Origin of the sequence: Rhizobium sp. AAP116 (assembly GCF_001295785.1) — a bacterium.
In the GTDB taxonomy this organism is placed as follows: Bacteria; Pseudomonadota; Alphaproteobacteria; order Rhizobiales; family Rhizobiaceae; genus Allorhizobium.
The window spans coordinates 64,437-77,196 of the sequence record NZ_LJIB01000002.1; the positions used below are offsets into that span (position 1 = coordinate 64,437).

Below are 12,760 nucleotides of genomic sequence, written 5' to 3' on the forward strand. Positions count from 1 at the left end.
TCGTGCCGTGGACGAGTAAGTTTCGGACGGACATAGTGTATGTCCGCCCGTTTTGCTTAAGTCTGCTTCAGACGGATCTGATGGCACCACCATCCACGCGGATCTTGCTTCCCGTAACATAGGAGGCTGGCTCGGAGGCCAGGAAGATGGCAACGGCGGCAAATTCCTCCGGCCGGCCATAGCGTCCCGCCGGAATGCCGGCTGCGGATTCGGCGGCGACCTCCTCGACACTCTTGGCTGAGCGGCTGGCTGCGGCTGCGTCGAGTTCGTCCACCCTTTGTGTGTGAATGCGCCCCGGAAGAATCACGTTTACAGTCACGCCTTCCGCGGCCACTTCCGCAGCGAGTGTTTTCGACCAGCCGATCAGGGCCGAGCGAATGCCATTGGACAGCGCCAGCCGTGCGATCGGCTGCTCTACGCCAGAGGAGGCGATCGATATGATCCGACCCCAGCGCTTTTCCCGCATGCCAGGCAGAAGACTGGTGGTCAGATGGAAGATGTTGGCGGCCATCGTCTCGAAATGATTGAGCCAGTCCGTCCGTTTCGCATCGACGGCTGCGGCCGGTGGCGGGCCGCCAGAATTGTTGACGAGGATGTCGACACCCCCATCTGCTACGAGCGACTGGACGGCCTTATTCACGCTGTCGATATCGGAGAGGTCGAGCTGGAGCGGGATGACGGTGCCTGACGTTGGTGCGAGCTCGGAAGCCCATGCCGAGATGGCCGAGGTGTTGCGGGCGGCGGCATGGACCGTCACCCCTTCTTCCGCGAGCCCTCGGGCGATCGCGGCACCCAGTCCGCGGCTTGCACCCAGCACGAGAGCGTTTTTGTTTTTCAAGCCGAGTTCCATCAGCCGAGTTCCTTCAATCGTCTGTCCTGGCGTGCGATGAGGCGCTCGATCTCGCTGATATCGGCGGGAGACAGGGCTCCCCCCGGTTTGCGCAGTGCCGGCGTAGCGATCGCGCCGCGTTTCGCCATGATGTATTTCCGGATGGCGAGGCCGAGGCCCGGTTGCTGTTCGTAGCGCGCGAGGGGAAGATAAGCGTCGAAGATGTCCTGCGCGCGCTCCGGATTTCCCTGCTCGTTATAGTGGACGACGTCGCGCATCATTTCCGGATAGGCAAAGCCTGTCATGGCGCCGTCTGCCCCGCGCGCCATCTCCTCGGGCAGGAAGACGCCGCCATTGCCGCACAGGATTGATATGCGCCTCTTGCCGGTCGTCTCCGAGGCGGTCCTTAGTGCGGTAATCTTGGAAAGACCGGGCCAGTCCTCGTGTTTGAGGCAGACGCAGGTCGGGATCTGATCGATGATCGTCTGGATGACGGAGACGGGGATGGTGACGCTCGTGACGAGCGGGAAATCCTGCAGCACGAAAGGCGTATCGCCGATGAACTCCGCCGCCTGCTTGTAGTAGGTGACGATCTGCTGATCGTTGCGCAGGGACGAGGGCGGAGCGATCATCACACCTGCCGCGCCGTCATCCATGACCATCAAGGTCAGGGCCTGCATCTGGGCAAAGCCCGCAGCAGAGACGCCCGCCACAACCGGCACGCGGCCATCGACCCTGCGAAGGATACGGCGGACATAGGTCTGCGATTCCTCGATGGTCAGCTTTTGCGCTTCGCCCATCATCCCAAGCACGGTCAGTCCCGTTGCGCCGCGCTCGAGGTAGAAATCGACCATGCGGTCCGTGCTTTCCAGATCGAGATCACCCGTCTCCGTGAAAGGGGTGAGGGCTATGACGTAGACGCCTTTTGCCTCTTCATTCAGCCTCATCATTGGCTGTCTCCTTGATGTTTCGGATATCGTGCATGGCCAAAGAAGCCTTCGGGTTGGCCAATCATGTTTTCGAGCCCCATGCGCTCCATCAGCAACCGGGCTTGCCTGTCGGCTTCTGCGACGACCTCATCGAGGTCGGTCAGCAGAGGGCGGCCGCCTTCGAGCAGGATCTGCCCGTCGATCACAACGGTGTCGACGTCATTGCCGTTGGCGAAGTAGGCAAGGTGGAAGATCGGCATCTGGTAGGGCGCGAGGTGAGGGCGCTGCATATCCACCACCACGATATCGGCTTTCTTGCCGACATCAAGGGAGCCAAGGTCCCGATCGAGCCCCAGGGCTGTCGCTGCATCGATCGTCACCATTTCGAGGGCCTTGCCCGGAGGCAGGACCGAGGGATCGCGAAAATGCGTGCGGTGATAGTGCATGCATTGCTGCATGTGCCGGAACATGTCCGCCGATCGGTCTGGCGCAGTTGCATCGGAGCCGATGGCCACCACAGCACCAGCCTCGATCAGTTCGATCGCCGGGCACCGGCCGAGGATGGACGCGATGGCGCTGGGGTTATGGGCGATGCGGGTGCCGGTATCGGCAATGATCCGGATTTCTTCAGGCGTGATGTCGATGGCGTGGGACAGAAGCGCGTCCGGTCCGAGGATGCCGAGCTTTTCGGCGCGGGAGACGGAGCCCTTCCAGTGGCCATCCTGGGTGAAGGCCACGCCCGCCTCGCGCGAGAGCGCCCGCACGGCCTTGGTTTGTGCGACTGCTGCTTCGTAGTCTGCGGCTGACATGTCGCGCTGATGTTCGTCACGCAGGACGGGGGTGAGCAAGGCGATCTTCAGGCGTCCGCGCCCGTGCCACAGATCAAGCAGTTTCCGGCTGACGGCAAACTGCTCCTCGAAGGTTACAGGCCGTTCTGACGCCTTGCCGTCGTGCCACGATGCATAGGTTCGCGGATGCGGAGGGCGAGTCGGTCCGACGGCGACGACCGAGCGCGTGCCGATTTCAGCGACGCCCTCGCAATGGGCGCTCCCATAGGCGACATCATCCGTCCGCATGATCGTGTCGCCGCCACCGAGAAGCGAAACGCCGGTGGTGACGCCGAAGCGCAGGCGTTCGAGGGCGGCAAGCCGCGCCTCTGCGAACCAGAATTCCGGTGTCGAGCCGACAGTATAGGCAGCGTTGCAGATCTCTTCCCAGTGATTGCCTTGCTCCATGCCCATGGTCTTGATCAGACCGTGGCCGGCATGGGCATGCACGTCGATCATGCCGGGCATCACTACCTTGCCTTGGGCGTCGATGTTGCGCTCGGCCTGGTATTCTCTGGCGATCTCTTCCTCATGCCCGACCGCGACGATACGATCGTCGAGAACTGCCAGCGCCCCCTTGTCGAGGACGCGGCGACTGCCGTCCATGGTGAGGATGGTTCCGCCGCTGATGATCAGATCGACGCGCCTCATGATGTTCTCTTCCCGGACTGGAAGTCAGGGAGCCGGGTCACGTCGATCACGCAATCCTGTCGCATGCGCCAGTCCGGCCAGGACCCGGACAGGCCTGTCACCCTCAGGGGATTGTAGAGATAGAGCCATGGGGGATCCACTTGCAGCGCGCGGAAGGCTCTCTCGAAAGTCTCCGCACGTTCACGTGGATCAACAGTTGCCCGCCCCGCGTCGAGCAAGTCTTCGGCCTCGGCATTGTGAAAGCCCAGCCACCAGGAGCCTTGGGCTCTGTGATCGATCTTCTCGGCTAGGATGCGGAAGGTGCCCAAGGGGCTTGAATCGAAGACGCACATGTCGCGCACCTGCTTCAGGCGGACACCATGCGCATAGGCTTCGCGGTCTGTGTGGCGGTGAACGTTCAGCGTCACACCAATTGGGGCAAGCTGCTCCGCAAGAGCGGCTGTCAGTGCCTCGGCTTCATCGGGAAGGCGTGTCGGGCAGTCGACCTCGATGGTCAGGCTTTCGGCAAAGCCGGCCTCGGCAAGCAGCTTTTTTGCCTGATCGCGGTCAGGGCGCAGATCCTCCGATGGCAGGCTGCCGAAATGCACGGGGCTGACGAAGCCGGTCAGTGGCTTTGCTGCACCTCTCACCACCCGATCGATCAGGGCCTGGCGGTCAATCGCCAGATTGAGAGCGCGGCGGACGCGGCTATCGGTCAGCGGCCCCTTGAAGGCATTGAAGAGATAGATGATGGCGACGGGGACGAGCGATGTGACCCGCGTATGCCTGGCCGTTTCTTCGAGCGCCTTGGATGCTTCGAAATCGAGGCTGTTTGCCACCTGCGCCTGGCCGGAGATCAGCATCTCCAGCCGCGCTTCCCGGTTTGGTTCCAGGCGGAACGTCAGTTCGACATTGGCTGGTCGCTCGCCATGCCAGCTATCGAAACGCTGGAGGTGCAGGGCATGGCCGGGTTCGTAGGAAACCAGGTGGTACGGCCCTGTGCCGACCGGCTGCGCTGTGTCTCCCGCCTCGTAGCGGTCCAGTGCCGAGGGAGCGACCACGTAGCCGTAAACCAGGATATCGAGGAGATCGGCGATCGGCTTCGACAGGCGGATGGCGACTGTCAGGGGATCGACTGCCTCGATCTCCGCGTCTCCGAGATACTGATGCCAGACCCCGGGCGCGCCGAGCGTGTAGCCTTTGTCAGGACGGGCCATGCGTGTCAGGGATTGGCAGACGGCCGTCGCATCGCAGGGGGTGCCATCGTGAAAGCTCAAGCCTTCCCTCAGCCTGAATATCCAGTGTCGCGCATCCGGTGTAACATCCCAGGAGCTTGCGAGTGCTGGCACGTAGCCACCATCCTTGCCATAGCGCACAAGCCCGTCGAACAGGGCGTCGAAGAGGGCCAGCATGTCATTCGCATCGGTGCAGTCATGCGGGTCTTCGAGGGCAAGGCGCGGTTGAACAATGACGACGGGCGAACTCACTGGCTTTTCCTTTCGGCATCGTTCCGATCATGGAGGTGGCATGCAACGGCGCTGCCATCCGGCTGGGGCGTCAACACCGGACGGTCGACCGCGCATCGATCGAATGCCATGGGGCAGCGGGTCCTGAAACAGCAGCCGGAGGGCAGGCGCAGTGCGCTTGGCACTTCGCCGACGATTTCAATCTTCGGTTTTGCCAGCGACTTGTCGATGGTCGGCGCGGCCGAAAGCAGAACCTGCGTGTAGGGGTGTTTCGGCTGGCTGAACAACTGGTCGCGGCTGGCCGTCTCCACCATGAAGCCGAGATACATGACGCCGATCCGGTCGGCGATGTGGTGAACCACCGAGAGGTCGTGCGAGACGAAGAGATAGGAGAGGCCGAACTCGTCGCGCAGGTCCATCATCAGGTTGAGGATCTGCGCCTGGATCGAGACGTCGAGCGCCGAGACGGGCTCGTCGGCGATGATGATTTTTGGCCGGACCGACAACGCTCGTGCGATGCCGATCCGCTGCCGCTGACCTCCGGAAAACTGATGCGGGTAGCGTCCAGCCTGTTCGGCATTGAGGCCGACCTTTGCCAGAAGTGCGATGGCTTCGTCATTGAGTTCGCGCCGGCTGAGCTTGCCCCCGGCCTGAGCGCGCCTCGGCTCCATCACGATGTCCCTGACCCGCTGCCGGGGGTCGAGGGAGGCATAAGGGTCCTGGAAGATCATCTGCAACTTGCGCCGGATCGGGCGCATTTCGCGAAACTGCATCCGAGAAATGTCTTCGCCGTCGATCCGGATCTCGCCTGATGTCGGCTCGTAGATCCGGGCAATCGTCTTGGCCACGGTCGACTTGCCGCAGCCGGATTCTCCGACCAGCGCCATGACCTCGCCGGGCGCAATCGACAGGTCGACACCGTTGACCGCCCGCAATTGCTTCTGGGGAGCGAGAAGCTTTCCCTTTCCAAACTGTAGCCGATCGAAAAGACCTCCCACGGGAAAGGCTTTGACCAGACCTCGAACTTCAAGCACGGGGGTTGTCATAACGCCGTCTCCTCCAGCGGGAAGTGGCAGGCTGCATCGAGCGAGCCGCGTACGGGGGTGAGCGCCGGCGTTTCTGCCGAGCAGATGGCCTGGGCCCGGAAGCACCGGTCCCTGAAGCTGCATCCCTTTCCGAGCGTGCGGATGTCCGGCACAGTGCCGGGTATCTGGCTGAGACGTTCCCGGCGATCGGTGATCTTGGGAATGCTGTCGAGGAGCCCGCGCGTATAGGGATGGGCAGGGGACTCGATGATCTCGCTCGTGAGTCCCCGCTCGACGACCTTGCCGCAATAAAGCACGACCACCCGGTCCGCCATCTCGGAGACGACGGCGAGATCGTGGGTCACGAGGATCATGGCTGCTCCGCGCTCGACAATCTGGCGACGCATGAGCTTGAGGATCTGGGCCTGGACGGTAACGTCGAGGGCCGTGGTCGGTTCATCCGCAATGATCAGGCGGGAACCGGCAAGGAGCGCGATGGCAATCACGACGCGTTGGCGCATGCCGCCCGAAAACTGGTGCGGATAGGCGTCGAGGCGGCTGGCGGCCTCCGAGATGCCGACATCCTCGAGCATCTCGATGCAGCGAGCACGTCGTGCCTTCTGGTCTAGGTCGGTATGCAGGCGCAGCATTTCGTCCATCTGGCGCCCGACCGTATAGACCGGGTTGAGAGACGTCATGGGGTCCTGGAACACCATGGCGATCTGGCCACCGCGCACAGCGCGCATCTGGTCCTCGCTCTTGCGCGTCAGATCTTCGCCGGCAAAGACAATGCTGCCTGCCTCAATCCGTCCGGGTGGGTCAATGAGGCCGAGAATGGAAAATCCGATGACGGATTTCCCACCGCCGGACTCGCCGACAAGGCCGATCACCTCGCCCGGGCGGACGTCGAAGCTGACGCCGTCGACGGCTTTCACCACGCCGCCGAACGTATGGAAATGTGTCTTCAAATCCCGGACTTCGAGAAGTGCTTCACCCATGGTCGCTGTTTCCTTCGTCATCTCAGCCGCGGATTGAGTTCGTCCCGCAGGAAGTCGCCGAACAGGTTGATGCCGAAGACGAGGAACATGATGAACAGTCCGGGAAAGGCAGAGGTCCACCAGATGCCCGAGAACAGGACGTCGAAGCCCTCCTTGACGAGAAGGCCGAGCGAGGGCTCGGTGATGGGGACGCCGACGCCAAGGAAACTGAGCGAGGCTTCGATCAGAATGAAGGTACCAACCTGGATCGTAGCGACCACGATGAGCGGCGTCATGACGTTCGGCAGCACGTGGCGCAGGATGATCGCGCCGTTTCCGAGCCCCGCCACCTTGGCCGCCTGGATGTATTCCTTCTGGATCTCGCTCAATGTCGATCCGCGAACGGTACGGGCGTAAACCACCCAGCCGACGGCGGTGAGCGCGATCAGAACCATGCCGATGCCCGTCCCGAAGGCCGACATGAGGAAGAGCGCGATCAGCATCGAGGGAAACGACAGCTGAATGTCTGCGATGCGCATGATGATGCTGTCCACCATGCCGCCGTAGTAGCCGGAGATCAGCCCGAGTGCCGTCCCGATCACGCAGGAGAAGATCATGGCGGCGAGGCCGATGAAGGCGGAAATCCGCGCGCCATAAACTATGGATGCGAGCACGTCGCGACCCTGCCCATCTGTCCCGAGCAGATACCTGCTATCACCACCCTCCAGCCATACCGGCGGCTTGAAGCTGTCCATCAGCTCCAGCTGGGATACGTCATAGGGATCCTGGGCGACAAGCAGCGGCCCGAATGTCGCAAGCAGGGCGAAGAAGGCGAGCAGTGCGCTTCCGAAGACGGCCGGCAGGTTTCGGCGGTAGTGAAAGAAGAATTCCGAAGAGAAGAACCCGGTCATGCGATCCTCACTTCACGGTAATGCGGGGGTCGATCAGCGTGTAGACGATGTCGACGATGAAATTGATGGCTACGAAGATGAAGGCAGTCAGCATCAGGTAAACGACGATGACGGGGCGGTCGCCGCGGTAGATGGAATCGATCAGCAGCTTGCCCGTGCCGGGCCATGCGAAGATGGTTTCGGTGATCGTTGCGAAGGCTATGAGGTCACCGAGCTGCAGGCCGAAGATCGTCACGACCGGAATGAGAGCGTTCTTCAGGCCGTGCCTGAACAGGATGTTCTGGCGGGATGCGCCTTTGGCACGGGCGAACCGCATATAGTCCTGCCGCATCACCTCCATCATGCCCGCACGGGTCATGCGCAGCATGATGGCTAGGGTGGCCAGCGCCAGTGTCACGGATGGCAGGATGATGTGCGACCAGCCGTCCGCCGTGAAGATCGATATGCGCAGCCCTAGGATTTCGACCGTATCGCCGCGTCCGGAGGAGGGCAGAAACTGGTAGCGGACGGAGAAGAAGAAGATCAGCATCATGCCCACCCAGAACCCGGGGAGGGAAATGCCGAGCAGTGAGCCCGCCATGATGCCGCGAGACAGCGGCTTGTTCGGATTGGCCCCGGCATAGACGCCAAGCGGCACGGCGATCACCGTCGCCAGCATGATTGCCACGAGCACCATCTCGATCGTTGCCGGCAGACGCTCCAGGATGAGGTCCATGGCGGGCTGGCGGAACACATAGGAGCGCCCGAAATCGCCCTGCAGCATGTTGCCGAGGAAGATGAAATACTGGCTCAGAAGGGATCGATCGAGACCCAGCAGACGGCGGGCCTGTTCGATCTCGGCGGTGGTGGAATCGATCGGGATCACCATGAAGACGGGATCGCCGGTAAAGCTCATCATCAGGAAGACGATGACCGATACGCAAAAGAGTACCAGCACCATCTGCAGGAGCCGCTTGATCGTATAACCCAGCAAGGCAGTGTCCCGTCATGAAGAAGTGAGAAATTCGGGACTGTCTCCCTAAAGGTCGACAGTCCCGCGCTCGTTCGGGTCGGGGCTTATTCCTTGACGTCGATCTCGTAGGCCCAGAGGAACTTGTCCGCACGCGGTGTCATCTCGACATTGGTCTTTGCGGCATAGAGATCCTGCTCGTAGTGGATCGGGATCATCGGGATGTCTTCCATCAGGATCTTGGTGACTTCCTGCAGGTATCCGTCGCGCTCTTCAAGCTTGGAGGTCGCATCGGCCTTGTCGATCAATTCGTCCACCTTCGGATTGGAATAGGATCCGCGGTTGACCTGGCCATAGCCTTCCTTCTTGTCGCGCGAGTAGAACATAACGCTGTACATCGAGCCGCCGTCACCGGAGGGAACGTCCCAGCCGCTCATGATCATGCTCGACATGTCGCTGGGAACCCGGATATAGCCGAAGAAGTTGGACTTCGGCATCAGGTTGAGCTTGAGATCGACCTTGATCTTGCCCAACATCGACGCAAGCGCCTGCGCGATCTGCTGATCGTTGACATAGCGGTTGTTGGTGGTGTCGAGGGTCACCGTGAAGCCATCGGCGTAGCCGGCCTCCGCCATGAGAGCTGCCGCCTTCTCAAGATCGAAGGGATACATGTCTCGGAAGCTTGCGCCGTCGACATAGCCCGTGTGGGAAGCAGGGATGTATTGCTCTGACGGCGTCGACAGGCCGTTCATGATGATCTTGTTGATCGCATTGACGTCGATCGCACGGACCATCGCTTCACGGACGCGACGATCCATCATCGGGTTCTTGTCGAGCGCGATGGTCGGGCTCTTCTCACGATGGTCGATGGAGACCACGACGTTCAGCAGGCTCGGCTTGGTCATGACCTTGTAGCGGTCATCCGTCTTGACGCGGTCGACGTCGCGGACGTTGAGATCCTGGATGACATCGACTTCGCCGGTCAGCAGGGCTGCCGTGCGGGTGGCGCCATTGGTGATCGGACGGAACGTGACTTCTTCGATCTTCGGCGCACCGGCGAAGTAGTCGGCATTGGCGGCAAGCGTGATGTGATCTTCCTTGATCCATTCGACCAGCTTGTAGGGGCCGGTGCCGACAGGCTTCAAGTCCAGCTGCTCGTCGCCCACTTCCTTCGCATACTTCTCGCTGAGGATCAGGACGGCTGCCAGATCGTTTGGCAGGACTGCGTATGGCTTGGGTGTCTTGATTTCGACCGTGTAGTCATCGACCGCCGTGAAGGACGCGATGTTGGCACCGAGATTGGCCATCAGCGACTTCTTCAGCCGGTCCAGGGTGAAGACGACGTCGGACGCCTTGAAGTCTTCACCATTGTGGAACTTGACGCCCTGGCGCAGCTTGAACACCCAGGTCGTGTCATCCTTGAGCTCCCAGCTCTCTGCAAGGCCGGGTCCGAAGGACAGGTCGGCATTGCGGCGGACCAGGGGATCGTAGATGTGGTAGAACATGATGTTGCTGGACAGCTCCTCGCCCGCCTGGGGGTCGAGATTGACGGCGTCCGACGTCAGGCCGACGGTCAGTTCCTTGGCATGGACCAGGCCGCCCAGGGCCGTCGAGCTCAAGAGGACGAATGCGGCAAGGGCCGCGATACGTCCAGATTTCATGCGAAGATTCAGCATTCTTAGTTCCCCTTTTTTGGTATGCCGACACGTTTGCATGCGCGTTTTCACCGAAGTACGGATTGCACCTCGATCTGGTAGCCTTCCGGATCTTCCAGCACGAAGGCTCGAATTCCGAGAGAGACGCTGTCCTTTGGTTCCGTCAGCCCGATCGCGTTCTGGCTCGAGAGAAAGCGATGCCAGGCGTCGACATCGGGCACGCGTATGCAAAGCTGCACAGGCTTGATCGGATTGGCGCGATGCATTCCGCGGGTCTCGTCGACAAGACCGACATAGGCATGCTCGGCAATTCTCAGGATCTTCGACCAGCCCTGATCGATCTCGAGCGGGAAGCCCATGACCTCTGTGTAGAAGTCCAACGCTCTGGGCAGGTCGACGTAGTAGAAGAAGGTGATGGCCTTCTCGACGATACCGTCATCGGGCCGGGTGGGTGCCTCAGTCATGTTGTGAGATCCTTGGGAAACCATGTGCTTTCGCTGCGGCGCAGATAGCGTCCGCTGCCGGGCGTGTTGAGAACCGATTGGCCGTCATAGGCGAGCCTGCCCGCGTGATAGGTTGCGGCCACCCGGGCGGCGAAACGTCGTCCGTCATAGGGGCTCCAGTTGAGGCCGTCCTGGGCACGGCTCGCGTCCCAGACATCGTCCTCCTCGGCGAGGATCGTGATGTCGGCATCGGCACCGGGGACGAGAGCCCCCTTGCGTGGATAAAGGCCGAAGAAGCGGGCGGGGCGTTCGGCGAGATATTTGGCGCTGTAATGCGCAGCATCGACGCCGCGCTGTTTTGCGACGGTGTAGAAGGCAGGCAGCAGCGTCTCCATTCCGGGTACGCCCGCTCCGGCATCGAAGATGCTGTCGGTGAACTTGTTGTCGATCGGCCAGCTGGAATGATCGGAGCTGACAAAGGCAATCCGGCCCTCGATCAGTTCCTGCCAGAGCCGATCGATCTGGCCGGGGCGAATGGGTGGGTTGACCTTCATCCGCGCGCCGAGCTCTTCACCGTCGCGTTCGGGATCGAACCAAAGGTAATGAACACAGAGTTCGCCGGTCGCCCTGAAGCCCTCTTGCGCATAATTGTCGACCAGCTTGAAGCCGCGCGGCGTGCTGATATGGACGATGTGGGCATGTCCGCCGGCATTGGCGGCGAGTTCGAGGAAGTGCACGGTCGATGCCAGTTCCGCGACTTCAGGCCGGCTCGACGAATGCGCGGTGATGCCGTTTCGACCCTCGGCCCTTGCGCGCGAAACCCGTGAGCGCACGATTTCCTGGTCTTCGTTGTGCAATCCAAGCGGCAGGTCGGTTGTGGAAAGGGCTTCCAGCAGGTCGAGGGCGAGGGCCGCATCGATCCTCGGAAAACGGGTGGGGCTGCTCTCGAAAGCGGAGATCTTGAAGGCAACGACGCCACCATCGGCGAGCGATTGCACTTCGTTCAGGGATTGCCCGGGCATGACCGTGCCGTAGAGCGCGACATCGCAATGGGCAAAGCGTTCCACGGCTTCGACCTTGGCGTCCAGATGCTCCCTGGCGCTCAGCGGGGTCGGGTTGTCGTAAGGCATATCGACGATGGTCGTGACCCCGCCGGCAATGGCAGATCGGGTCGTCGGTTCGATCCCGGGGAGGCCGAGATAGCTGCCCGCATGGGTCTGGCCGTCAACGATCCCCGGCAGGACGAAAGCGTCTCCAGCGTCGTGCACGGTGGCGGCTGCAGGGGCTTCGCCTTCTCCGATTGCGTGGATGATCGAGCCTGAGATCGCGACCCAGCCATTGAAGATGGTCGTTTCAGGCGTAACGATCCGCCCACGAATGATGAGATCAATGCTCAAAGCGCCCTCCTGCGATAGCCGAGTTCAGCCTGCATACAGGCAAGCGCGACGCCGGCCTGAACCGGGTCGATGACGGGCAAGCCCAGTTCTGTCTGCAAAGCCTCGCGGTAAGTCCCGAGGCCGGCGCAGCCGAGGATGACTGCCTCGGCACCATCCTTATCGCGAAGCACGGAGGCGATGCGCGTGACAGGAATGACAGCGTCTTGGGCGATGAGTTCAGCAACGGTCATGTCGATCGACCGATCGCCCGCGAGCCTGCCATCGAGTTGAAGGTCCTCAAGGTAACGCCTGTGGCGGTCAATCGAGGACGGTCCCATCGACACGATCCCGAAACGCTGTCCAAGCCCGAGCGCTGTCAGATACGCCGCTTCAGCAATGCCGACGACCGGGACATTCGTGGCGGCTCGTACGGCCGAAATGCCGGGATCCGAAAAGCATGCGATGACGATGGCGTCTGCCTTTGCCGCTTGCACAGCTTCGATCAGCATCGGCACGACTTCGGCGACATGGGCATCCGTTTCGATACCCACAGGCGCGCCCTCGAGCTCAGTGCAGCGGATTTCGTGGCCATTGCCTTCGAACGGTTTCAGGCACGCCTCCATCGAGCGTGTGACTACCTTCGAGCTGTTCGGATTGATCACCAGGATCTGTGCCACTGTTCCTCCAGGGACGGCTCTCCCAAGTCGTCATGCTGTGATATGCATCGTAGTATACTACGAAAT

General features: G+C 61.4%; 12 protein-coding genes. All 12 read right to left on the reverse strand.

The genetic code is table 11. The features are described 5' to 3' along the window. Positions 1–67: 67 nt before the first annotated feature. Entirely contained in the window at positions 68–850 is a 783-nt protein-coding gene (locus IP85_RS00360) for an SDR family oxidoreductase (RefSeq protein WP_054147678.1), read from the reverse strand. After that, positions 850–1,779, reverse strand: coding sequence for a dihydrodipicolinate synthase family protein (locus IP85_RS00365; RefSeq protein WP_054147679.1), 930 nt, complete (start codon positions 1,777–1,779; stop codon positions 850–852). Before IP85_RS00365 ends, IP85_RS00360 begins: the two co-directional genes overlap by 1 nt. Then, positions 1,776–3,236 carry an amidohydrolase family protein gene (locus IP85_RS00370; protein WP_054147680.1) on the reverse strand — a complete coding sequence of 487 codons (1,461 nt, stop codon included), beginning with the start codon at positions 3,234–3,236 and terminating at the stop codon, positions 1,776–1,778. Before IP85_RS00370 ends, IP85_RS00365 begins: the two co-directional genes overlap by 4 nt. After that, entirely contained in the window at positions 3,233–4,702 is a 1,470-nt protein-coding gene (locus IP85_RS00375; RefSeq protein WP_054147681.1) for an ABC transporter substrate-binding protein, read from the reverse strand. The genes IP85_RS00370 and IP85_RS00375 overlap by 4 nt, the downstream gene beginning before the upstream one ends. Continuing rightward, entirely contained in the window at positions 4,699–5,727 is a 1,029-nt protein-coding gene (locus IP85_RS00380) for an oligopeptide/dipeptide ABC transporter ATP-binding protein (protein WP_054147682.1), read from the reverse strand. The genes IP85_RS00375 and IP85_RS00380 overlap by 4 nt, the downstream gene beginning before the upstream one ends. Then, positions 5,724–6,704, reverse strand: a complete 981-nt coding sequence (locus tag IP85_RS00385) for an ABC transporter ATP-binding protein (RefSeq protein WP_054147683.1) — start codon at positions 6,702–6,704, stop codon at positions 5,724–5,726. Before IP85_RS00385 ends, IP85_RS00380 begins: the two co-directional genes overlap by 4 nt. A 17-nt stretch (positions 6,705–6,721) precedes the next feature. Beyond that, the gene (locus IP85_RS00390; protein WP_054147684.1) at positions 6,722–7,594 is read right to left on the reverse strand and encodes an ABC transporter permease; all 873 of its coding nucleotides are present in this window, start codon (positions 7,592–7,594) and stop codon (positions 6,722–6,724) included. A 7-nt stretch (positions 7,595–7,601) separates the two neighbouring features. Continuing rightward, positions 7,602–8,567 carry an ABC transporter permease gene (locus IP85_RS00395; RefSeq protein WP_054147685.1) on the reverse strand — a complete coding sequence of 322 codons (966 nt, stop codon included), beginning with the start codon at positions 8,565–8,567 and terminating at the stop codon, positions 7,602–7,604. A gap of 83 nt (positions 8,568–8,650) precedes the next feature. Next, positions 8,651–10,219, reverse strand: coding sequence for an ABC transporter substrate-binding protein (locus tag IP85_RS00400; protein ID WP_054147686.1), 1,569 nt, complete (start codon positions 10,217–10,219; stop codon positions 8,651–8,653). A 47-nt stretch (positions 10,220–10,266) separates the two neighbouring features. Next, positions 10,267–10,662, reverse strand: a complete 396-nt coding sequence (locus IP85_RS00405; RefSeq protein WP_054147687.1) for a VOC family protein — start codon at positions 10,660–10,662, stop codon at positions 10,267–10,269. Next, a complete protein-coding gene (locus IP85_RS00410) occupies positions 10,659–12,038 on the reverse strand; it encodes an amidohydrolase family protein (RefSeq protein WP_054147688.1) in 1,380 nt (459 codons plus the stop codon). The genes IP85_RS00405 and IP85_RS00410 overlap by 4 nt, the downstream gene beginning before the upstream one ends. Further along, positions 12,035–12,694: an aspartate/glutamate racemase family protein gene (locus tag IP85_RS00415; protein WP_054147689.1), complete on the reverse strand. Its 660-nt coding sequence runs from the start codon at positions 12,692–12,694 to the stop codon at positions 12,035–12,037. Before IP85_RS00415 ends, IP85_RS00410 begins: the two co-directional genes overlap by 4 nt. Between the last annotated feature and the right edge of the window lie 66 nt (positions 12,695–12,760).